The following is a 20,727-nucleotide window of genomic DNA, read 5'->3' as shown; positions in this document are numbered from 1 at the left end:
CCCCCCCCCCCCCCCCCCCCCCCCCCCCCCCCCCCCCCCCCCCCCCCCCCCCGCCGGACCTCGTCCTACCGCGCAGGCAGACGCAGTGAATCGATCAATTGCTGAATGTCCGGCACATCCGGCAGCTTTCGAATCAACTCGAAACTACTATCGACCGCGGCGCGCTCGACGCCGGCATACGGGATGAGTGCCTGATACTTGTCATGGATCTCGTTCCATCCGATACCGCGCAAGGCCGCGCCTTTCGGTTGCCGCACGGATTTCTCGATGAGACGGCCGTCCGTCGTCTCCACGCTTACGATGGCGCCGCTCTTGTATGACGACTTGTCGGGGACTTCCTGATCCAGGCGCGTTATCCGGTCGAACAAGGACCGGATGCGCGGATCCCTGATCTTCTCGGGAAAGGCATGCGCCCAGTGGTAGTCGTGATCCGCGGCACCGGCAGCCGCGAAGTAGAAGGGACTATGGGCAATGCCGATCAAGTCCGTCGGGTGCTTGGGTCCGGGAAACGGATAGTCCGGCAACGTAAAGGTGATCTGCCTGATATCCTCCACCTGCAATGCGCCCTCGCGGGCAGCCATGGCGGCGGCTTCCGCGACGGCATGGAACGGAGAGCCTCCCGGCACGAGCTTGATTCCGAGCTCGCTCAATATGCTCCACTTCTCTCCCAGCTCCCCGATGACCGCATTGGCGTCGTGCCCGGGTCCGAGCGTCTGGAAGAATCCCCGGCTCATCTCGAATGTCGCGATCTCTCCTGTGTAGCCGAGCCTGGCTGCCTGGGCGCACTGGACACCCATCATCGCGGCATTGCCCGCGATGTATTCCCGCGCCAGGCTGGTCGCCGCGGCCGCATGCAACCCTCCCATGGAAGTCGCGGCCAGCGCCAAGGCATGCGCCGCGCTCTCCGCGCTCAAACGCATCAGGCGCGCGGCGGCTGCCGCCGCCGCGAATGTCGCAACGATGCCTCCATGGAACCCCTTGCGCTGCAGCCCGCCCATCATGGCCGTGTTGATGTTTCCCGCGACCTCGTACCCCAGGATGATCGCCTCGGTGACGTCCGCGCCCGACGCGCCGACCTCCTGACCGACGGCGAGAGCCGCCGCGCATGCGGGCGTGCCACTATGGACGATATTCCTCAGATCGCTGTCATCCGAGGCCGCCGCGTCGCTCATCAGCGCGTTCACCCTGGCGCAGGCCACGGCGGGCAAGTCCTCCCAGTTCCCGAACCAGACGGTCGAAAGCGGCTTACCTCCCCGCTCGGCCTCCAGTCGCCGGACGACCCGGCTCGACTCGAGCGTGGATCCAAGCGCGGCGCTGGCCAGGGTACTGGCGACCAGCATCTGGCCATTCCGCACGGCATCCGGCGGCATGGCCGCCAGCTTCGTGGAAACGATGAATTCCCCGTACCGCCGGGCCAAGGTTGGTTGCGCCATTACTTGTCCACTCCGATCTTCGCGTCACCGATCACCTTGCCCCAGCGAGCGGTTTCCGATGACAGAAACCGCCCGAACTCCGCTGGTGTCGAAACATCCGGCGTCAAAGCCACCCGATCGAGCTGCTCCACGACCTGAGGGGAAGACATGACCTTCCGTACGTTCTCATTCAGATCCGCGACTTGCTTGTCGGGCAATCCGGCAGGTCCGAGCAGTCCTTGCCACGAGGTCAGATCGAACTCATGGCCGATGGCTTCCCGGATCGTGGGAACCATGGCCAGTTTGGCGACACGCTGACGGCCGGTGACCCCGAGAATGCGCACTTTCCCCGCGTCCGACGCTGCCAGGGCCCCCGGCAGCGTCAGCATCGCCACATCCACCTGCGCTCCCATCAGTGCCGTGACAACGGCCCCCATGGATGTAAAGGGGACGTGCATGAGATCTATTCCTATATCAGACTTCAGCAGTTCCATGCCAAGGTGGTTGCCCTGCCCCACGCCCGCGGACCCGTAATTGATTCTCCCTGGATGGGCGCGCGCATCGGCGACGAAATCCTGGAGCGTCTGATACTTCGAGCCGGTGGGCACGGCTATGGCAAATGCCGATTGGGCCAGGCTCGAGATAGGGGTAAAGCTCTTGATCGGGTCATAGCCGACCTTGCGGTAGAGGTGGACATTGCTCGTATGGCTGGTGGACACGATCAGGAGCGTCTGTCCGTCGGGCCTGGCTTGCGCCACGTAGGCCGTGCCGATGTTTCCGCCGGCGCCAGCCCGGTTCTCGACGTAATAGTTCTGATGCGTAAGCGCGGACAGGTGTTCCGCCAGAATGCGGCCGAGCACATCGATATTTCCTCCCGGCGCCGATGCCACCACGATACGGACCGGTGCCCGGCCTCCTTCCTGGGCCGACGCCGGCGTCAGCCCACCGGATACAGCCGCCGCCAGGCACACGGCGATGCTTTTCTTGAACACTCAGGTCTCCTTGTCCTCTTGTTGGCAATTCACCGTTGCCATGGGTACCGAGGACTTTATCGACGGCACGCACACATGTCAAATTTTAGGAACCGGTTCCATTCATCAAAACCATAAAAAAAGAGATCAAGGTACCATCCCCGCAGCACACCCGTTCGTCCTGCCCAGGAGCCCAACATGAAGGTACACGGCCAATGTCATTGCGGCGCGATCACCTACGAAGCCGAGGTCGACCCCACCGTGGTGAACATGTGTCATTGCCTGGATTGCCAAACCCTGTCCGGGTCCGCCTTCCGGCTGAATGTCCTGGCGCCCGCGGACACATTCCGGCTCCTGAGCGGCACTCCGCGCCAGTACATCAAGACCGGCGCCAGCGGCGCGAAACGCGCGCACGGGTTTTGCGAAATCTGCGGCGGTCCGGTCTACGCCACCGACCTCGGCACTCCAAGGACATACACATTGCGCGTCGGCGCGCTGGCGGAACGAGATGTGCTCGGGCCCGTGCGGCGGCAAACCTGGACCAGGCGCCGCCTGAAGTGGCTGCCGAAAGTGGACAGCCCCGTGGAATGCGACATGCAGCCATGAGGCCGGCGCGTGGGCCTTTCCATCTGCCAGGATCTGCGTCGGTCGGGGTTCCGGCCTGCGGCCCCCCGAGGAGGCGCTTCTTGCCTTGGGGCGTCCCATCGGCAAAAAACCCCTTGATTCCTGGATGAAATCAAGGGGTTTCTCAAAATCGCTGGCGGAAGCGGTGAGATTCGAACTCACGAACGGTTTCCCGTTGCCGGTTTTCAAGACCGGTGCAATCGACCACTCTGCCACGCTTCCCGATGCGGCGCCAAGAGCGGAATGATAATCCATTTTGGCCCCCCGCCCCGCCGGCCGGCCTAGAAGCTCGCCCCATCCACCCGCTTGATCTGCAGCGCGTCCAGGTCGATAGCCGGCACGCAGCGCAGGTTCACCGCCCGCATGGGCGTCCCGTCGGGCATGGCGCCCCGGGCGAAGGATTGCGTGCCGCAGGTCGCGCAGAACATGTGTTCGATCTTGTGGGCATGGAAGAAATAGGACCGCAACTGGTCCTGGCCCTGCTTCAGCGTGAACTGGCCTTCGGGCACGAAGCTCAGCAGAAAGCCCTTGCGCCGGCAATGGGAGCAATTGCAGCTCATGGCCTGCGTGGGCACGGGGGCGTCGATTTCGAACGCGACGGCCCCGCAATGGCAACTTCCTTCGTACGACATGCTTGCTCTCCTTGTCCGTTCAGGCCGCCGCGACGTCGAAGCGCGGCACGGCGTCCAGCAACTGCCGGGTATAGGCATGTTCCGGCCGGGTCAGGACACGTTCGGCCGGGCCGCTCTCGACGATGTGGCCGCCCTGCATGACGGCGATGTCGTCGGCCAGGTATTCGACCACCCCGAAGTTGTGGGTGATGAACAGGTAGGCGATGCCCATGTCCCGCTGCAGCGCGTGCAGCAGGTTGAGGATCTGCGCCTGCACGGAGACATCCAGCGCCGAGGTCGGTTCATCGCACACCATCAGCTTGGGTTCGAGCGCCAGGGCGCGGGCGATGGCGATGCGCTGGCGCTGCCCCCCCGAGAACTCGTGCGGGTAGCGGTCGCGGGCGTCGGCGCGCAGCCCCACCTGGTCCAGCAGGCGAAGCAAGGCGGCCTGGCGGCTGGCCGCGTCCATGTCGGGGCGCAGCGAGGCCAGGCCCTCGTCCAGGATCTCGCCCACGCGCATCCGGGGATTCAGCGAGGCATAGGGGTCCTGGAAGATGATCTGGATGTCGCGCCGCAGGCGCTTGAGCTGGCGTCCGCCGGCCCGCAGCAGGTCCTGCCCCTGGAGGCTGGCCTGGCCGGAGACTGTCGCCACGCCGTCCAGCAGGCGCAGCAGGGCCTTGCCGGTGGTGGTCTTGCCACAGCCGGACTCTCCGACCAGGGCGAGCGTCTTGCCGGTGTCGAGCGACAGGCTCACGCCGTCCACTGCCTTGACCCAGCCGACCGTGCGGCGCAGCAGGCCCTTGCGGATGGGGAAATGGACCTTGAGGCCGGTCACGCTCAGCAGGCCGGCTCCCGATGTGGATGAAGAGGCTTCGGCCACCGCGGCGGGAGCCGCCATGGATGCGGCGGGTTGTTCCACGACATGCACCTCGGGCAGCGGCTCTCCCCTGCCCGCGGCGCGGGCGGCGTCGATCTGGACCAGCCGCACGCAGCGCACCGCGTGGCCGGGAGCCTCCTGGGCCAGGGGCGGCGGCGCGGCGTCGCATTCGGCCGCGTGGGCCGGACAGCGCTGGGCGAAACGGCAGCCGCCGAACGCCTGGTTCAGGGCGGGCACGGTGCCGGGAATGGCGGCCAGGTGTTCGCCCCGGCGCCCCATGCTGGGCAGCGCGCCGAACAGCAGCCGGGCATAGGGATGGCGGGGATGGCGGAAGAATTCGCCGGCCGGGGCGGATTCCACGATCTGGCCGGCGTACATCAGCGCGACGTGATGGGCCATGCTGCGCACGATGCCCAGGTCGTGGGTGATGAGCATCATCGCCATGCCGAGCTGGGTCTGCAAGGTGCGCAGCAGTTCCAGGATCTGGGCCTGGATGGTGACGTCCAGCGCGGTGGTGGGCTCGTCGGCGATCAGCAGTTCCGGTTCGGCCGCCAGCGCGATCGCGATCATGACGCGCTGTTTCTGGCCGCCCGACAGCTGGAAGGGGTAGTCGTCCACGCGCCGTTCGGGCTCGGGTATGCCGACCCGCCGCAGCCACTCGACGGCCTTGGCGCGGGCGGCGGCCCCGCGCAGCGCCGTATGGGTGGTGATGGTTTCGACGATCTGGTCGCCCACCCGCATCACCGGATTCAGGCTGGTCGCGGGTTCCTGGAAGATGATGCTGATCTTGCGGCCCCGCACGGTGCGCATGTCGCGTTCGGGCAGGCGGTTCAGGTCCACGCCTTCGAGCAGGGTCTGGCCGCGCTCGATCCGTCCGGCGTCGGGCAGGAGGCGCAGCAGGGCCAGCGCGGTCATGCTCTTGCCACAGCCGGACTCGCCCACCAGCGCGAAAGTCTGGCCACGCGCGATGGCCAGGTCGAGCGCGTCCACGGCATGGACGACTCCGTGGTCGCTGTCGAGCAGGACGTCCAGCTGGCGCACGTCCAGCATGGCGGTTTCAGCGGGGGCGTTCATCGGCGGTCCTCCAGCGCTTTGGCCGAACGGGCCCGCGCCCACGCCGGCCGGTAGGCCCGGGCGCGCGGGTCGAAGGCCTCGCGCACGGCGTCGGCGAACAGGTTGGCGGAGAGCACCAGGGCCAGCATGAAGACGAAGGCGGACAAGAGGCTCCACCAGATCATGGGATCGCGCGACATCTCCAGCCTGGCGAGGTTGATCATGGACCCGAAAGAGTTCATGGAGGGATCCACCCCTACGCCCAGGTAGGACAACACGGCCTCGTACAGCACCAGGGTCGAGAAATCGAGCACGACGGTGATCAGCACGATGTGCATGACGTTGGGCAGCAGGTGGCGGGCCATGATGCGCACGGACGACGCGCCGAAGGCGCGCGCCGCCAGCACATAGTCGAGCTCGCGCAGCTTGAGCGTCTCGGCCCGCAGCAGCCGGCACAGCCCCGCCCAGCCCGTCACGCCCAGGATGATGCACAAGAGGAACAGGCGCAGGTCGGCCCGTTCGGCGCCGGTCTCGAACAGGTCGGGATTGTTGTCGATGAAGACCTGCACCATGAGCACGCAGGCGGCGATCAGCAGCACGCCCGGAATGGAGGTCAGCGTGGTGTAGACGTACTGGATGATGTCGTCGACCCAGCCCTTGAAATAGCCCGCCATGATGCCCAGCGCCAGGGCCAGCGGCAGGGTCGCCAGGGTGGTCAGGCTGCCGATGACCAGCGCGGTGCGGAAACTCTTGACCGTCTGTACCAGGACGTCGTTGCCGGTACTGTCGGTGCCCATGACGTGATAGCCGGTGGACAGCGACACGGCCGCGCCCGCCAGGATGGCGATGATGCCGAAGGTCAGCAGCATGGCCGCCACCGGCACCGCGGTGCGCCGCTGGACGATGTCGCGCCACGCCACGGGAAAGGTCCGCCCGCCGCGATGCGCCAGGGCGCCCGCCACCAGCAGGGCCACGGCGCCGGCCAGCAGGCCGCCGGCCACGACGCCCACGGCCGTCCGCCGCAGCACATCCCCCAGCCATTGCGTATCGGGGTCGGTCAGGTGCGCGCCGCCGTGGCGCAGGCGCGGATAGTCCCGCACCGGCTTGCCGTCGACCAGCATGGATTCCTTGGTGAACTGGCGCACCGCCAACGGCGCCGAGTAGGTCTTCTCGCGCCCGGCCATGGGTTTTTCCAGCAGGGCGTCGAGCACCGAGCGCGTGACCGGGGAATAGGCGCGCGCGCCCTTCCCGCCATCGACTTCCACCGACTCCAGCAAGGGCCGGTAGTGCATGGAGTCGAGCACGCCTATCACCACGAACACACTCAGCACCACCACGGCGCACATGGCCGGCGTGTCCCGCGCCACCCTGGCCCAGGTGGCCCGGAGATTGGGCGTGCGGCGGGCGTGCCAGGCATAGCAGGCGATCCCCAGCACCAGCAGGAACAGCGCGACGTCGGTCCACAGAAAGACGATCTTGGGCATGTTCTTACTCGAAACGCACGCGCGGATCCGCGATCGTGTAGGAGATGTCGGCCAGGATCAGGCCGATGATGTAGAGCACCGAACCGATGAACACCATGGCGCGCACGATGGCGAAGTCCTGGGCGTTGATGGCGTCCATGGTGTAGCTGCCCAGCCCGGGTATGCCGAAAAAGGACTCGGCGATCAGGCTGCCCATGAACAGCAGCGGAATGGCCGAGATGGTGCTGGTCAGGATGGGCAGCATGGCGTTGCGCAGCACGTGGCGGAACAGCACCAGGCGCTCGGACAGCCCCTTGGAGCGGGCCGTGCGGACATAGTCCTTGCCGATTTCCTCCAGGAACAGCGCGCGGTAGAAGCGCGCCTCGGGCCCCAGCTTGGCGATGATGGCCACCAGCACGGGCAACACCAGGAAGCGCATGGCGTCCAGGCCGCCGGCAAAGCCCGACAGCGGGACCAGCCTCAGGGTCTTGGAAAAGAGATACTGCCCGGCAATGATGTAGAACAGCGCCGAGATGGAAAGCATGGCCACGCACAGCACCACGCCCCAGAAGTCGAGATAGGTCCCGCGGAAGAACACCAGCAGCAGCGCGAACGCCACGCTGGCGAACAGGCCCAGCAGGAAGGTCGGCACCGCCAGCGCCAGGCTGGGTCCCACCCGCTGCCGGATCTCGTAGCCGATGTCCCGGCCGGCGTCCGAGGCGCCGAAATCGAACACGAACAGCCGGGCGGAGCGGTCGAAGAAGATGGTGTCGGTGTAGCGCCGCGCGCCCTCGGCCTGGGCATTGACCAGCAGCGGCTTGTCATAGCCGCGCTCGACCTTCCATTTCTCGATGGCGTCGGCGGTGACCCGGCGCCCGCCTATGGACAGGCGCGCCATGTCGTCCGGCGTGTTGACCGCGAAAAACAGCATGAAAGTGAACAGGTTGACGCCGATCAGGATCAGGACCCCGTACAGGATCCGGCGCACGATGTAGGCGGTCATGCCGCATCTCCCGGGGAACGGTCGGTATGGACGGCCACGGCGCGGTCGCGGCGCCGCACCATGCGCCACGCGGGCACGGCCAGAAGGACCAGCAGCAGCACCGCCAGCGCCACCGGCCACCAGACCGGCTGGTTCCACTCGGCGATCTTGCGGGTCCGCAGGGCGGCATCGATTTTCATGAACTGCAGGTTGTTCCGTATCATCTGGGTCGGCTTGCCGTTGCCCACCCATTGCTGGTAGGCGCCCCCGGACTTGGGAAAGTAGCCGAACATCCATGCCGCATCGGTCTGCACGATGGCGACCATGCGGGCGATCAGGGCTTCCTTCTCGGGCCCGTCGTCGAGGTACTTCATGCGCTCGAACAGCTTGTCGAACTCGGGATTGACGTAGTTCGAGGCGTTCTCGCCCCCTTCCTTCGCCTTGCCGTTCGGGCCGTAGAGCAGGAACAGGAAGTTCTCGGCGTCGGGATAGTCGGCGTTCCAGCCCCACATGAAGATCTGCGCCACGCCGCGCCGCATCTTGTCCTGGAAGCGGTTGTAGTCGGTGGAACGGACTTCGAGCTGGATGCCCAGTTTGCCGAACTGGCGCTGCAGCCAGTCGAATTGCGAGCGCGCGCCGGGCGACACGCCGCCCATCGCGTCGTAGTTCAGGACCAGGGGCTGGCCGGTCTGCGCGTTGCGGCCGTCGGGGTAGCCGGCTTCGGCCAGCAGCCGCTGGGCCTCGGCCAGCGGCTTGCGGGTCACCTTGTCGCCGGCGATGTCGTAGACCACCGGGTTGGCGCCGGCGGGCGGATCGCGGTAGCCCAGCAGGCCCGGCGGCAGCGGTCCGTGCGCGACCTGCGCCTGGCTGTTCTCGAAGATGGTGACGTACTCTTCCCAGTCCACCGCGATGCTGATGGCCTGGCGCAGCTTGCGGTTGCGCGCTTCCTGGGCGGGGTTGTCGCCCTTGCCCACCACCGGATCCAGCCAGTTGAAGCCCATGTACCAGTTCTGCGTCTCGACCGTGGTCGGCAGCTTCAGCCCGCGCTCGGCGTACAGCGCCGCCTTCTCCTTGGAGTCGCCCGCCGCCACCAGATAGGCCACGCCGTACTCGCCACGCTCGGCCTGGGGCACGTCATAGTAGCCCTGCAGGAACTTGCCCTGCAGCGGCACGCTTTCCTTCTCGATGTTGAAGACGATGCGGTCGATGAAGGGAGTGGGCTTGCCGCAGTCCTGGAGCAGGCCGGCGGCGCGGTCCTCGTCCGTGCCCTCGCAGGGATAGGGATCGCCACGGAAATTGGGATTGCGCGACAGCACGTGGCGGCGGTTCTCGCGGTACTCCGTCAACATGTAGGGCCCCGTCCCCACCGGCCAGTAGTTCAGGGTCAGGTTGCGCTCGGTCATGCCGGCCTGGCTGTAGAACTGGTCCGCTTCCCAGGGGATGGGCGAGAAGAAGGTCATCGCCAGCCAGTACTTGAACTGCGGGTACTTGCCCTTGATCCGTATGCGCAGCGTGTGGGGGTCCAGCGCCTCCACGCCTTCGAAGGCATATTGGCGGAAGTCCAGCCACGGCAGGTCGCGCGTGGTCGGTGCCAGCCCCTTGCGCAGCTCGGCGTCGGCGGCGCGGATGCGGTCGCCGTATTCCTTGAAACCGACGATGTAGTCGGTCATGTGCGCGTAGATGGGCGAGACCACGCGGGTGGTGGCCAGGCGGCGGATGCCGTAGACGTAGTCGTCGGCGGTCAGCTCGCGCGAACCGGTGCGGGGGAAGTCCGGGATGGCGTACTTGCCTTCCAGGTCCGCCGGGACCAGGTGCCGGTACACGTCCCGGCCGGCCTCGTCCACCGCGAACGCGGGGTGCGGCTGGTACCGGATGCCGGGCTTGATCGGGATGTCGTAGACGCTTTGCACCACCTGTTCGCCCGGCACGCTGTCCGGCAGGCGGTTGCCCTGCGCGTCCAGGTAGACCGGATCGACCACCCGGACGGCCGCCCGCGGCACGAGCTGGTAGGGCCGTTTCAGATAGTCGTAGCCGTAGAGCGGCTCGTAGATCTGATAGGTGTAGGGGGTTTCGTCGACCGAATAGGAACTGGCCGGGTCCAGGTACTTGGGCGAGCGCTGCGTGAACGCGGTATACATGACGTTCTCGCGCTCGGCGCCGGCCGCATAGGGGCTGTTCAGCGGCGTACCGCCGTCGGGCCCGCCCGGAGAGCAGCCCGCCGCGACGACCGCCGCCACCGCCAGCAGGAATTTTCTGGCCCAACCGCCCGCGCCCTGTGCGCCCTGTCTCAAACCCTCAGCGCGCGTCAGGCGCATCGACCACCTCCCCGGAGTAGCATCCTTCCGAGGATAGCAAAAACCATACCGCTACCCACACCGCTTTCGCTAAGGAATACCCCGAAACTCCGGGTGGCGCGTACGCTGGTATAGGCAATCGGCATATCCCGGCCGGGGATTTTCATTACCCGGTCCAGTGCTTTCACCCTTAGGATGAAATGTTCGCAGCAACGAGGGAAATCATGCTACGCCACGCCATCCTGACGTTTTCCTGCCTGCTGCCGGCGTTCGCCGCGCAGGCCGACACCTACCCTTCCCGCCCCGTCACACTGGTGGTGCCAGGTCCGGCGGGCGGCACGCCCGACGTCGTCGCCCGCATGATCGCCGACAAGCTGCGCGCCCAACTGGGGCAGCCCATCATCATCGAGAACAAGGCGGGCGCCAACGGGTTCATCGGCTCGGCCGCCGCCGCCAAGGCCCCGGCCGACGGCTATACGCTGCTGATGGGCTTTGCCCAGACCATGGCGGTCAATCCCGTCACCTTCAAGAAATTGCCCTACGATCCCGTCAAGGACTTCACCGCCGTGGCGCGGCTGGTGGATTTCGAGCTGGCCCTGGCCACCCCGGCCAGCGTGCCCGCGGGATCCCTAGGAGAGCTCGTGTCCTGGCTCCAGGCCGGACGCGGCAAGTATTCGTATGGATCGTTCGGCGCCGCCTCGCCGTCGCAGTTCGCGGGCGACATGTTCAACCGCAAGGCGCAACTGGACATGCAGCACGTGCCCTACAAGGGTTCGGCGCCGCTGGTGACCGACCTCGTCGGCGGCCAGGTGCAGTTCGGCTTCGTCGTCCTGCAGGTCGCCCAGCAACTGGCCCAGGGCGGCAAACTGAAGATCCTGGCCGTGACCGGGAAGCAAAGGCAGCCGGCCGCCCCCACCATCCCGACCATGACCGAGGCCGGCTATCCCGACGTGAACGCCACCGGCTGGTACGGCCTGTACGCGCCCCGGGGCACGCCCCCCGCCGTGGTGGACAAGCTGGAAGCCGCCGTGGGCCAGGTGATGAAGGATCCCGACGTCCAGCGCAAGCTGGTGGAACAGGGCGTGAATCCGGCCTTCGCCGGGCACGAAGCACTGGACCGCTACACCTTGAGCGAAATCGCGCGCTGGCGCGATATCGTGGCCCAGACCGGTTTCAGCGCGCAGGACTGATGCCGGCCCGCGCTGCCGCGCGGGCATTGGACGAAATCCCCCGTTGAAGTAGGATAGCCTCACCCGGCACGCGGGGGAGACGACGATGGCGCTGCATCCCTACATCAGGTTCCTGGGCGGTCTGCCGCAGTTCGAGATCGACCATCATGCCGGCACCGCCATCGAGCTGCGCAGCGGCGTGGTGGTTGCCAAGTACGAAGGCGAGAAGCCGCATCACCCGCATTGCCTGGCCCTGACCTGGCCGGGCCAGCCGGCCGGACAGCTGGTGCTGGTGTCCGCCACCAAGTACGTGCCGCTGCAGGTGGGCGAAGCCATCAAGCTGGGAGCGCCCCGCGCCGAACTGCTGGAAGCCAGCCGGCACATCTTCGTCGAGGCCGGCGAATGGCATTGACCCGCGCGGCCGCCGACGCCAGCCGCTAGGGCACCAGCGGCGGATCGATCCAGACGAAGGTTTCGCCGCGCTTGAGCATTTCCGCCACGTCTTCGGGCGGCACCTCGTAGTCGGTCCCCATCAGGCTGGCCGCGCCCGTGTCGTGGATATGGATGACCGACGGCGGATCGGTGTCGATGAAGTACCAGTAGTACCCGGACTTGAGGCTGTGGGGGGCATCTTTCACGATGGTTCTCCGTATCTGCGAATGTCCATGCATGAAATGATACCCATCCCCCCCGCGCCGCGCGACCGGGAATACGGTCAATCCGGAATGACCGCGGTCACCTCGATCTCGACCTGGGCCTCGTCCTCGACCAGGCCGGCCACCTGCACCGCCGTCATGGCGGGAAAATGGCGGCCGATGATCTCGCGATAGGCCTTGCCGATGTCCTCATAGGACGCGACGTAGACCCGCTTGTCCAGCACGTACCAGGTCATGCGCACGATGTGCTCCGGCCCCGCGCCGGCCTCGGCCAGCACCTCGACGATGTTGGCCAGCGCCTGCCGGACCTGGCCGGCGAAGTCCTTGGCGCGGAACACGCCGTCGGGCTCCCAGCCTATCATCCCGCTGATGAAGATCTGCTTGCCGCGGGCCGCCAGGCCGTTGCTGTAGCCGCGGGGGCGGGGCCATCCGGCCGGCTGCAGGGTCTCGATGTTCGATGCCATGGGTTCTCCTTTCTCGTTCTTCAGGCCGCGCCCGCCGCTCGCAGCAGTTCGCGGCCGATGATCAGTTGCTGGACTTCGGTGGCGCCTTCATAGATGCGCAGCGCGCGGATCTCGCGATACAAGCGTTCGACCGTCTCGCCGCTGACCACGCCCTGCCCGCCGAACATCTGCACCGCCGCATCGATCACCCGCTGCGCGGTCTCGGTGGCGCTCATCTTGGCCATCGCCGCTTCCTTCGTGATGCGCGCCCCGCCGTCGCGCATCCACGCCGCCCGGTAGGTCAAAAGCGCCGCGGCGTCGACGCCGGTGGCCATGTCGGCCAGCTTCGCCTGGGTCAATTGGAAATCGGCCAGCGTCTGGCCGAACATGCGGCGCGAAGTGGCGCGCGCCAGCGCCTCGTCCAGGGCCCGGCGGGCGAAGCCCAGCGCCGCGGCCGCCACCGAGGTGCGAAAGACGTCCAGCGTGGCCATCGCGACCTTGAAGCCCTGCCCCGGCTCGCCCAGCCGCCGGGACACCGGCACGCGGCAGCCGTCGAAACGCAACCGCGCCAGCGGATGCGGCGCGATCACGTCGATGCGTTCGGCGATCTCCAGCCCGGGGGTATCGGCATCGACCACCAGCGCGGTGATGCCGCGTGCCCCTGGCGCCTCGCCTGTCCGCACGAACACCACATAGAAATCGGCGATGCCGCCGTTCGAAATCCAGGTCTTGCTGCCGTTCAGCACGTAGTGCGAACCGTCCGGCGTGGCCGCGCAGGCCATGGCGGCCACGTCCGAGCCCGCCTCGGGTTCGGACAGCGCGAAGGCGGCGATGGCCCGGCCGGACGCCACCCGCGGCAGATAGCCCGCGCGCTGCTCGTCCGTCCCGAACAAACTGATCGCACCCGATCCCAGGCCCTGCATGGCGAAGGAGAAATCCGCCAACCCGTCGTGATAGGCCAGCGTCTCGCGGATCAGGCAGACGGCGCGCGTGTCGATGGCATCGGTCAACCCGCCATGCGCCAGCCCCGCCACGGCATATCGCAGCCAGCCATCCTCGCCCAGCACGCGCACCAGTTCCCGGCACGTCGCATCGGTATCCCCGCCATCCGCATGCGCCACCCGCCGAGCCGCCCAGGGATCCAGTTCCGCCACCAGTTCCTGGTGCCGCAGTTCGAAGAACGGCCAGGCCAGGTGCTGCGCCCTGCTCGAATTCGATGCGTCGCTCACTTCAATCCCCTTCGAAGACCGGGCGTTGCTTGGCCACGAAGGCGTGGTAGGCGCGATGGAAATCGTTGGTGGCCATGCAGATGGCCTGGGCCTGCGCCTCCGATTCGATGGCCTGCTCGATACCCATGTTCCATTCCTGGTGCAGCATGCGCTTGGTCATCGCGTGGGCGAACACCGGCCCCTGCGCCAGGCTGGCCGCCAGTTCGCAGGCCTGATCGGACAAGGCGTCCGGCTCGCACAGGCGGTTGAAGAAGCCCCAGCGCTCGCCCTCGTCTCCCCCCATCGAGCGGCCGGTGTACAGCAGCTCGGACGCCCTGCCCTGTCCGATCACGCGCGGCAGCAGCGCGCACGCGCCCATGTCGCAGCCGGCCAGGCCGACGCGGGTGAACAGGAAGGCGGTCTTGCTGCGCGCGGTGCCCAGGCGCATGTCCGAGGCCATCGCCAGGATGGCGCCGGCGCCGGCGCAGACGCCGTCCACGGCCGCGACGATGGGCTGCGGGCAGGCGCGCATGGCCTTCACCAGGTCGCCCGTCATGCGCGTGAAAGCCAGCAGCGACGGCATGTCCAGCCGGGTGAGCGGACCGATGATGTCGTGCACGTCGCCGCCCGAGCAGAAATTGCCGCCGGCGCCCTGCACCACCACCGTACGGATGTCGTCGGCATAGGCCAGCGCGCGGAAGAAATCGCGCAGCTCGGCGTACGACTCGAAGGTGAGCGGATTCTTGCGCTCGGGCCGGTCAAGCGTGACGATGGCGACCGCGTCGCGCACCTGCAGCGAGAAATGCCGGGCCTCGTAGTCGGCCATGACGGTGCGGCCGCCGTGCAGCATCTGTCTTTCCCCATGAACATGGCGCATGGTCGTCATCCCCCGTTCTATTTGCGTTCGGCGGGCAACCGGTCGGTCAGCCCCTGTTTCAATTGCGACAGCAGTTCGATCAGCGTGTCCTTGGAGGCCGCGGGCAGGGTCGAAAACAGCTCGACGATCCACTGCTCGTGCACGGCCGCCATCTTCGCGAAGGCCTTGCGGCCGGACGGCGTGAGCTTGACCACGAAAGCGCGCCGATCCTCGGGCGAGGGCTCGCGCACCACCAGCTTTTCTTCCTCCAGCTGGTCGGTGATGCCGGTGACATTGCCGCCGGTCACCATCATCCGCTGCGACAACTCGCCCATGCGCAATCCCTCGGGATGCCGCTCGAGCTGCGCCATGAGGTCGAAACGCGGCAGCGTGATGCCGAAATCGGCGCGCAGCCGCGACCGGATCTCGGTCTCGACGCGCACCGTGCAGGACAACATGCGCAACCACAGCACCAGCGACTGATGATGGTCCTCGGTCAGCCGGGCTTCCAGGTCGAGCACCGGCGCGGGGTCGCGCCCCGCGCCGGTGCCGTTCGTCTCGTCGATGGGCTTGCGAGCCATCGTTGCTCCTTCAAGTGACTTCGCCGCCCGCGACCGCGATGGCCTGGCCGTTCATCGCGGCCGAGGCCGGCAGGCACAGCCAGACGGCGGCATGGGCCACTTCGTCGGGCTGCACCAGCCGTTTCTGCGGATTGAACGCGGCCAGCGCCGCCGTGGCCTCGACCTGGCTGCGGCCGGTGCGGGCGGAGATATTGGCGATGGCCTCGCGGCCCAGGTCGGTTTCGGTGAATCCGGGGCAGACGGCGTTGACCGTGACACCCTTGGTGGCGACCTCCAGCGCCATCGCGCGCGTCAGTCCGACGACGCCGTGCTTGGAGGCGCAATAGGCCGCCGTGTAGGTATAGCCGATCAGGCCGGCGGTGCTGGCCACGTTGACGATGCGCCCCCAGCCGGCCTCCAGCATGCCGGGCAGCACCGCGCGCGAACAATAGAAGGTGCCGCTCAGGTTGACCGCCAGCATGCGCGCCCACAGGGCGTCGTCGGTCTTGCCCACGGACGCCGATTCCGCCTGGCCGGCGTTGTTGACGAGGATGTCGATACGGCCCGCCGCGCGCACCGCCTCGGCCATGCCCTGCTCGACAGAGACCGGATCGGCCACATCCATCCGCGCCTTGCGCACAGTGCCCAGCGGCGCCAGCGCGGCGACCGCGGCATCCAGCGCCGCCGCGTCGCGACCTGTCAGCGTGACCGCCGCGCCGTGGCGCAGCAACCCGCGCGCGACGGCAAGGCCGATGCCCCGCGCTCCGCCGGTCACCAGCGCATGCTTTCCGTTCAATTGATCCATGAGCTATGTCACCACTCCATCGTATGACTCATGCCCAGACCCAGGGCACCGCGGATCCGGCTTTGCCGGTCCGCCAGTGCCGCCCCCTTCAGGGGGCGCCCGAAGGGCGTAGGGGGTGGTCCCATTCTCACTCCAGTAGCCGCGCCGCGATTTCGCGCGGCGACATGCCCTGGGTCGCGGACGCTATCTGGCGTTCGCGCTCCAGGTTGCGTTCCAGTTGCAGGCGGCCCGCGTAGTACTGCTTGGGCCACTCCACGTCCCACCCCATCTTCGCCGATTCCAGCAGCGTCCACGCCGGATTGGCCAGATGCGGCCGGGCCAGCGCGCACAGGTCGGCGCGCCCCGCCGCGATGATGCCATTGACGTGGTCGGCCTCGAAAATGGCGCCCACCGCGATGGTCCGGATCCCGGCCTCGTTGCGGATGCGGTCGGCGAACGGCGTCTGGAACATGCGCCCGTACACCGGCTGTTCGCGCTTGCTGACCTGGCCCGACGAACAATCGATCATGTCCGCGCCGGCGACCTTGAACAGGCCGGCGATCGCCACCGCGTCGTCGGGCGTGATCCCGCCCTCGACCCAGTCGTGCGCCGAGATGCGAACGCTCATGGGCTTGTGCGCGGGCCACACCGCGCGCATCGCGGCGAAGACTTCGAGCGGGTAGCGGCAACGGTTCTCCAGGCTGCCGCCGTACTCGTCCGTGCGGCGATTGGTCAACGGTGAAATAAAGGTGGACAGCAGGTAGCCGTGGGCGCAGTGCAGTTCCAGCCAGTCAAACCCCGCCTTCCCGGCTTCGAGGGTGGCACGCACGAAGTCGCCCAGGATGCGGCGCATATCGTCGCGCGAGGCCGCGCGGGCCACCTGCGACACGCCCGGCAGGTACTGTTCATCGGACGCGGCGACAAGCGGCCAGTTGCCGGATTCCAGCGGCAGGTCCGTACCTTCCCAGGCCAGCCTGGTCGATCCCTTGGGGCCGGCGTGCCCGATCTGCATGGCGATCCGGGCGTCAGTGTGTTCATGCACGAAATCGACGATGCGCTTCCAGGCATCCGTGTGCTCGGGCCGGTAAAGCCCGGGGCACCCCGGCGTGATGCGCGCATCGGCCGACACGCAGGTCATTTCCGCGACGACCATGGCGGCCCCGCCCATCGCGCGGCTGCCCAGGTGCACCATGTGGAAATCGCCCACCGTGCCGCCCACCGCCGAGTACTGGGCCATGGGCGACATGACGATGCGGTTCTTCAGGACCAGATCGCGCACGCGCAGCGGCGTCAGCATGGGGGGAACGGGCTTGCCGCGCGCCTCGGGAGGCTCCGCCAGGCCGGCCGCCGCGAACGCCTTGTGCGCGAACCAGCGCTCGTAGCCCTCGACGTAGGAAGCGTCGCGCAGCCGCAGGTTCTCGTGCGAGAGGCGCTGGCTGCGCGTCAGCATGGAATAGGCGAACTGCTCGGGTTCCAGGTCGACATAGCGGTCGACGTTCTCGAACCATTCCATGGAATTGCGCGCGGAGCTCTGGATCTTCAGCACCTCGATGGCACGCACGGCTTCGTAGCCGGCCATCACGCCCTCGAGTTCCTGTCCCTGGTAGGTGTCGAAACAGCGCGCCAGCTCGATCGCGTCCTCGAGCGCCAGCTTGGTGCCCGAGCCGATGGAGAAATGCGCCGAATGGGCCGCGTCGCCCATCAGCACGACCGGCACGCGCCGGCCGTCGATGTCGTTCCAATGGACCCAGTTCCCGCAGACGATGCGCGGGAAACGGATCCAGTTCGCCGAACCGCGCAGGTGGGGCGAATTGCTCAGCAGAGGCTGGCCGTCCAGGTATTTGGCGAAAAGCCGTTCGCAGAAAGCGATGGCTTCGGACTGGCTCATCTTGTCGATGCCGGCCCGCTGCCAGACGTCGTCGGGCGTCTCGATGATGAAGGTGGAGGTATCGCCGTCATACTGGTAGGCATGCGCCTGGAACCAGCCGTGCTCGGTCTCCTCGAACGCGAAGGTGAAGGCCGGGAACAGCTTCTTGGTGCCCAGCCAGACGAAACGGCAATCACGGGTCTCGATGTCGGGCTTGAAAACGTCCTCGTAGCGCTTGCGGATCTTGCTGTTCAGCCCATCGCAGGCGATCACCAGGTCGGCCCCGTAGCGACGGGCGGCTTCCTGGTCGTCGTCCACCTCGGTCTCGAACACCAGCTCGACGCCCAGTTCCTGGCAGCGGTCCTGCAGGATGTTCAGCAGGCGCTTGCGGCCGATGCCGCAGAAGCCGTGGCCGCCCGAGGTGATGGTGCGTCCCTTGAAATGGACGTCGATGTCGTCCCAGTGGTTGAAAGACTGGAGGATGCGGCGCGCGGTGGTCTCGTCGGCCTGCACCAGATTGCCCAGCGTCTGGTCCGAGAAGACCACGCCCCAGCCGAAGGTATCGTAAGGACGGTTGCGCTCGATGACGACGATGCGGGATGATGGATTCCGCTTCTTCATCAGCAGCGCGAAGTACAGCCCGGCGGGCCCCCCTCCGATGCACGCGATATTCATGAGTCCTCCGCAGGGCGGATCGATGGCTGGGAAAGTGGCCGCGGAACGCACGGAACCGCCTGCCTGGTGGTTATTATTTCATACTTAAAATATTTTTGCGTCAAGCATTTTGCCGCCTAGCTCCAGGCGTTGCGCATGCGGCTCGCGATGTCGACGCGGACAGCCGGCTGGACCGGCGCGGGCGCGGCCGCGCCTTGCCTCGCCTTGGGCAGGACCTCGAACAGCGGCAGCATGCGTTCCGGGATGAAGCGGCTGCGCGTACCGTAGACGTGGCGGTCGCCCACCCCGCTTTGCTGGTGCACGTAGAAGCGCTGCGGCACGACCAGCTGCAGATCCTCCTTGGCGCGGGTCATGGCCACGTACAGCAGGCGCCGTTCCTCTTCGATCTCGTCGGCGTCGCCGGTGCTCATGTCGGAAGGAATGCAGCCGTCGACCACGTTCAGCACGTAGACGGCCTTCCATTCCTGCCCCTTGGCCGAATGGATGGTGGACAGGATGAGGTAGTCCTCGTCCAGCAGCGGCTGCCCCGACTGCGCGCTGGTGGCGTCGGGCGGGTCCAGGGTCAGCTCGGTCAGGAACTGCTCGCGCGACCCGTAGGTGCCGGCGATGCGCGCCAGCTGGTCGAGGTCGGCCAGGCGCACCACCGCGTCGTCATACAGCCGTTGCAGGTGCGGGCCGTACCATCGCAGCGCGAGGTCCAGGTGCGCGGGCCAGGCCAGGCCGGCGTCGCTGAGCGCCACGAAAGTATCGGCGAAGACCTTCCAGTCTTCCGCCGCGGCGGCGGGCGGTGAGAAATCGGCCAGGGCCCGCACCGCCTGCCCGGGCCCGGCCATGGCATCGAGCAGGCGGGCGGCGTTGGCCGGACCGATGCCGGGCATCAACTGCGCCACGCGAAAACCGGACAGGCGGCTGAGCGGGTTGGCCGCCCAACGCAACAGGGCCAGCACGTCCTTCACATGGGCGGCCTCGAGGAATTTCAAGCCGCCGAACTTCACGAAAGGGATGTTGCGGCGGGTGAGTTCGAGCTCGAGTCCGGCGCTGTGGCTGGCCGCGCGGAACAGCACCGCCTGCGACATCAGCCGCACGCCGGTCTCGCGCCGTGCCAGGATCTGGTCCGCCACCCATCTCGCCTGCCCTGGCTCGTCGCTGACGTAGACCAGTTGCGGCCGCTGCGCCGAGGCACGGTCGGTCCAGAGTTGCTTGGCGTGGCGCTCGGGCGCCTCGGCGATGACCGCGTTGGACGCGTCCAGGATAGGCTGGGTCGAGCGATAGTTGCGGTCCAGCGTGACGAGGTGCGCGGGCCGCGAGAATTGCGAGGGAAAATCCAGGATGTTGCGCACGGTGGCGGCGCGGAACGAATAGATGGACTGGGCATCGTCCCCCACCACCGTCAGGCCGCGGCCGTCCGGCTTCATGGCCAGCAGGATCTCCGCCTGCAGACGGTTGGTGTCCTGGTATTCGTCGACCAGTACATGGTCGAAGGCGGCGCCCAGCTCGGCGGCGATGGCGGGCTCCTTCGTCATCTCGGCCCAGTACAGCAGCAGGTCGTCGTAATCCAGCACGTGCTGGTCCTGCTTGGCCTGCACGTAGGCGCCGAACAGCGTCTTCAGTTGCTCTTCCCATTGCGCGCACCAGGGGAAATGCCGGGCCAGCACGCCATCCAGCGGCGCCTGGCTATTGACGGCGCGCGAGTAGATGGCCAGGCAGGTGCCCTTCAAGGGAAAGCGGGACTTGGTGCCGGAAAACCCCAGTTCGTGCCGCGCGAAGCCCATCAGGTCCTCGGCGTCTCCCCGGTCATGGATGGTGAACGCCTCGGACAGGCCGATGCGCGGAGCATAGTCGCGCAGCAACCGCGCCCCCACGGCGTGGAACGTCCCGGACCAGGGCAGTGATGGCGGCTGCCCGCCCATGCCCAGCACGGCCTGCATCACCCGGCCCGCGCGGCGCTCCATCTCGATGGCGGCCCGGCGCGAGAATGTCAGCAGCAGGATCCGGTGCGGATCGACCCCCTTCAGGACCAGGTTCGCCACCCGGTGGGCCAGCGTGCTGGTCTTGCCCGAGCCCGCGCCGGCAATGACCAGCAACGGTCCGCAAAGGCCGGCATCGGCGCCCGTGCCGTACTCGACGGCCTCGCGCTGGCGGGGATTCAGGTCGGCCCAGGGATCGTGGGCCGGCGTGTCGGGAGCATGTGACATGGGACACAGGAAAACTGTATATTCATC

General features: G+C 67.2%; 18 protein-coding genes and 1 tRNA gene. 3 read left to right on the top strand and 16 right to left on the bottom strand.

Features of this window, described 5'->3' with window-relative positions; genetic code table 11:
- Positions 1-65: 65 nt before the first annotated feature.
- Both AC1Q6E_RS16575 and AC1Q6E_RS16570 read right to left on the bottom strand, forming a co-directional pair.
- The gene (locus AC1Q6E_RS16575) at positions 66-1,433 is read right to left on the bottom strand and encodes an MmgE/PrpD family protein (protein ID WP_296555063.1); all 1,368 of its coding nucleotides are present in this window, start codon (positions 1,431-1,433) and stop codon (positions 66-68) included.
- Positions 1,433-2,404 carry a Bug family tripartite tricarboxylate transporter substrate binding protein gene (locus AC1Q6E_RS16570; RefSeq protein WP_152800237.1) on the bottom strand — a complete coding sequence of 324 codons (972 nt, stop codon included), beginning with the start codon at positions 2,402-2,404 and terminating at the stop codon, positions 1,433-1,435. Before AC1Q6E_RS16570 ends, AC1Q6E_RS16575 begins: the two co-directional genes overlap by 1 nt.
- A 177-nt stretch (positions 2,405-2,581) precedes the next feature.
- On the opposite strand from AC1Q6E_RS16570, the gene AC1Q6E_RS16565 reads away from it, so the two are divergent.
- Positions 2,582-2,989, top strand: coding sequence for a GFA family protein (locus AC1Q6E_RS16565; RefSeq protein WP_152800238.1), 408 nt, complete (start codon positions 2,582-2,584; stop codon positions 2,987-2,989).
- A 152-nt stretch (positions 2,990-3,141) separates the two neighbouring features.
- On the opposite strand, the gene AC1Q6E_RS16560 is transcribed toward AC1Q6E_RS16565, so the two are convergent.
- The 6 genes from AC1Q6E_RS16560 to AC1Q6E_RS16535 all read right to left on the bottom strand — a co-directional run bounded on the left by AC1Q6E_RS16560 (position 3,142) and on the right by AC1Q6E_RS16535 (position 10,284).
- Positions 3,142-3,229: transfer RNA gene (locus tag AC1Q6E_RS16560), tRNA-Ser, on the bottom strand.
- Between the two features lie 59 nt (positions 3,230-3,288).
- Entirely contained in the window at positions 3,289-3,639 is a 351-nt protein-coding gene (locus AC1Q6E_RS16555) for a GFA family protein (protein WP_296555059.1), read from the bottom strand.
- Between the two features lie 19 nt (positions 3,640-3,658).
- Positions 3,659-5,569 carry an ABC transporter ATP-binding protein gene (locus AC1Q6E_RS16550; RefSeq protein ID WP_492573118.1) on the bottom strand — a complete coding sequence of 637 codons (1,911 nt, stop codon included), beginning with the start codon at positions 5,567-5,569 and terminating at the stop codon, positions 3,659-3,661.
- Complete coding sequence (locus tag AC1Q6E_RS16545; protein ID WP_152800240.1) at positions 5,566-7,032, bottom strand: ABC transporter permease; 1,467 nt, start codon at positions 7,030-7,032, stop codon at positions 5,566-5,568. Before AC1Q6E_RS16545 ends, AC1Q6E_RS16550 begins: the two co-directional genes overlap by 4 nt.
- A 4-nt stretch (positions 7,033-7,036) precedes the next feature.
- Positions 7,037-8,014 (bottom strand): ABC transporter permease, encoded by a 978-nt coding sequence (locus AC1Q6E_RS16540; RefSeq protein WP_152800241.1) that lies wholly within the window; start codon positions 8,012-8,014, stop codon positions 7,037-7,039.
- A complete protein-coding gene (locus tag AC1Q6E_RS16535; protein WP_492573117.1) occupies positions 8,011-10,284 on the bottom strand; it encodes an ABC transporter substrate-binding protein in 2,274 nt (757 codons plus the stop codon). Before AC1Q6E_RS16535 ends, AC1Q6E_RS16540 begins: the two co-directional genes overlap by 4 nt.
- Before the next feature lie 227 nt (positions 10,285-10,511).
- On the opposite strand from AC1Q6E_RS16535, the gene AC1Q6E_RS16530 reads away from it, so the two are divergent.
- Positions 10,512-11,477, top strand: a complete 966-nt coding sequence (locus AC1Q6E_RS16530; RefSeq protein ID WP_296555052.1) for a Bug family tripartite tricarboxylate transporter substrate binding protein — start codon at positions 10,512-10,514, stop codon at positions 11,475-11,477.
- An 85-nt stretch (positions 11,478-11,562) separates the two neighbouring features.
- On the top strand, positions 11,563-11,868 hold the full coding sequence (locus AC1Q6E_RS16525) for a hypothetical protein (RefSeq protein ID WP_492573116.1): 306 nt from the start codon (positions 11,563-11,565) through the stop codon (positions 11,866-11,868).
- Positions 11,869-11,893: 25 nt separating this feature from the next.
- On the opposite strand, the gene AC1Q6E_RS16520 is transcribed toward AC1Q6E_RS16525, so the two are convergent.
- From AC1Q6E_RS16520 to AC1Q6E_RS16485, 8 genes are all read right to left on the bottom strand, one after another.
- A complete protein-coding gene (locus tag AC1Q6E_RS16520; protein ID WP_296555049.1) occupies positions 11,894-12,094 on the bottom strand; it encodes a hypothetical protein in 201 nt (66 codons plus the stop codon).
- Positions 12,095-12,171: 77 nt separating this feature from the next.
- A complete protein-coding gene (locus tag AC1Q6E_RS16515) occupies positions 12,172-12,576 on the bottom strand; it encodes a RidA family protein (protein ID WP_152800246.1) in 405 nt (134 codons plus the stop codon).
- Positions 12,577-12,596: 20 nt separating this feature from the next.
- The gene (locus tag AC1Q6E_RS16510) at positions 12,597-13,784 is read right to left on the bottom strand and encodes an acyl-CoA dehydrogenase family protein (protein WP_492573115.1); all 1,188 of its coding nucleotides are present in this window, start codon (positions 13,782-13,784) and stop codon (positions 12,597-12,599) included.
- A gap of 1 nt (position 13,785) precedes the next feature.
- Positions 13,786-14,640: an enoyl-CoA hydratase family protein gene (locus tag AC1Q6E_RS16505; RefSeq protein WP_152800306.1), complete on the bottom strand. Its 855-nt coding sequence runs from the start codon at positions 14,638-14,640 to the stop codon at positions 13,786-13,788.
- A 17-nt stretch (positions 14,641-14,657) separates the two neighbouring features.
- Positions 14,658-15,200 (bottom strand): MarR family winged helix-turn-helix transcriptional regulator, encoded by a 543-nt coding sequence (locus tag AC1Q6E_RS16500; protein ID WP_152800247.1) that lies wholly within the window; start codon positions 15,198-15,200, stop codon positions 14,658-14,660.
- 10 nt (positions 15,201-15,210) lie between these two features.
- The gene (locus AC1Q6E_RS16495) at positions 15,211-15,984 is read right to left on the bottom strand and encodes an SDR family NAD(P)-dependent oxidoreductase (RefSeq protein ID WP_492573114.1); all 774 of its coding nucleotides are present in this window, start codon (positions 15,982-15,984) and stop codon (positions 15,211-15,213) included.
- Between the two features lie 127 nt (positions 15,985-16,111).
- Positions 16,112-18,505 carry a bifunctional salicylyl-CoA 5-hydroxylase/oxidoreductase gene (locus tag AC1Q6E_RS16490; protein ID WP_492573113.1) on the bottom strand — a complete coding sequence of 798 codons (2,394 nt, stop codon included), beginning with the start codon at positions 18,503-18,505 and terminating at the stop codon, positions 16,112-16,114.
- A 116-nt stretch (positions 18,506-18,621) separates the two neighbouring features.
- Entirely contained in the window at positions 18,622-20,700 is a 2,079-nt protein-coding gene (locus AC1Q6E_RS16485) for an ATP-dependent helicase (RefSeq protein WP_492573112.1), read from the bottom strand.
- Positions 20,701-20,727 lie beyond the last annotated feature (27 nt).

The organism is Pigmentiphaga sp. MLSB6-MA01 (assembly GCF_058793475.1).
Note: the sequence above shows the minus strand (reverse complement) of the source record. Positions and strands in the feature narration are given on the sequence as shown.

Excerpts from the sequence above, each read along its gene's own strand:
- AC1Q6E_RS16495 (WP_492573114.1), bottom strand. The coding sequence starts at position 15,984 with ATGGATCAATTGAACGGAAAGCATGCGCTGGTGACCGGCGGAGCGCGG.
- AC1Q6E_RS16530 (WP_296555052.1), top strand. The coding sequence starts at position 10,512 with ATGCTACGCCACGCCATCCTGACGTTTTCCTGCCTGCTGCCGGCGTTC.
- AC1Q6E_RS16525 (WP_492573116.1), top strand. The coding sequence starts at position 11,563 with ATGGCGCTGCATCCCTACATCAGGTTCCTGGGCGGTCTGCCGCAGTTC.
- AC1Q6E_RS16505 (WP_152800306.1), bottom strand. The coding sequence starts at position 14,640 with ATGCGCCATGTTCATGGGGAAAGACAGATGCTGCACGGCGGCCGCACC.
- AC1Q6E_RS16550 (WP_492573118.1), bottom strand. The coding sequence starts at position 5,569 with ATGAACGCCCCCGCTGAAACCGCCATGCTGGACGTGCGCCAGCTGGAC.
- AC1Q6E_RS16490 (WP_492573113.1), bottom strand. The coding sequence starts at position 18,505 with ATGAATATCGCGTGCATCGGAGGGGGGCCCGCCGGGCTGTACTTCGCG.
- AC1Q6E_RS16555 (WP_296555059.1), bottom strand. The coding sequence starts at position 3,639 with ATGTCGTACGAAGGAAGTTGCCATTGCGGGGCCGTCGCGTTCGAAATC.
- AC1Q6E_RS16575 (WP_296555063.1), bottom strand. The coding sequence starts at position 1,433 with ATGGCGCAACCAACCTTGGCCCGGCGGTACGGGGAATTCATCGTTTCC.
- AC1Q6E_RS16565 (WP_152800238.1), top strand. The coding sequence starts at position 2,582 with ATGAAGGTACACGGCCAATGTCATTGCGGCGCGATCACCTACGAAGCC.
- AC1Q6E_RS16545 (WP_152800240.1), bottom strand. The coding sequence starts at position 7,032 with ATGCCCAAGATCGTCTTTCTGTGGACCGACGTCGCGCTGTTCCTGCTG.
- AC1Q6E_RS16540 (WP_152800241.1), bottom strand. The coding sequence starts at position 8,014 with ATGACCGCCTACATCGTGCGCCGGATCCTGTACGGGGTCCTGATCCTG.
- AC1Q6E_RS16515 (WP_152800246.1), bottom strand. The coding sequence starts at position 12,576 with ATGGCATCGAACATCGAGACCCTGCAGCCGGCCGGATGGCCCCGCCCC.
- AC1Q6E_RS16485 (WP_492573112.1), bottom strand. The coding sequence starts at position 20,700 with ATGTCACATGCTCCCGACACGCCGGCCCACGATCCCTGGGCCGACCTG.
- AC1Q6E_RS16500 (WP_152800247.1), bottom strand. The coding sequence starts at position 15,200 with ATGGCTCGCAAGCCCATCGACGAGACGAACGGCACCGGCGCGGGGCGC.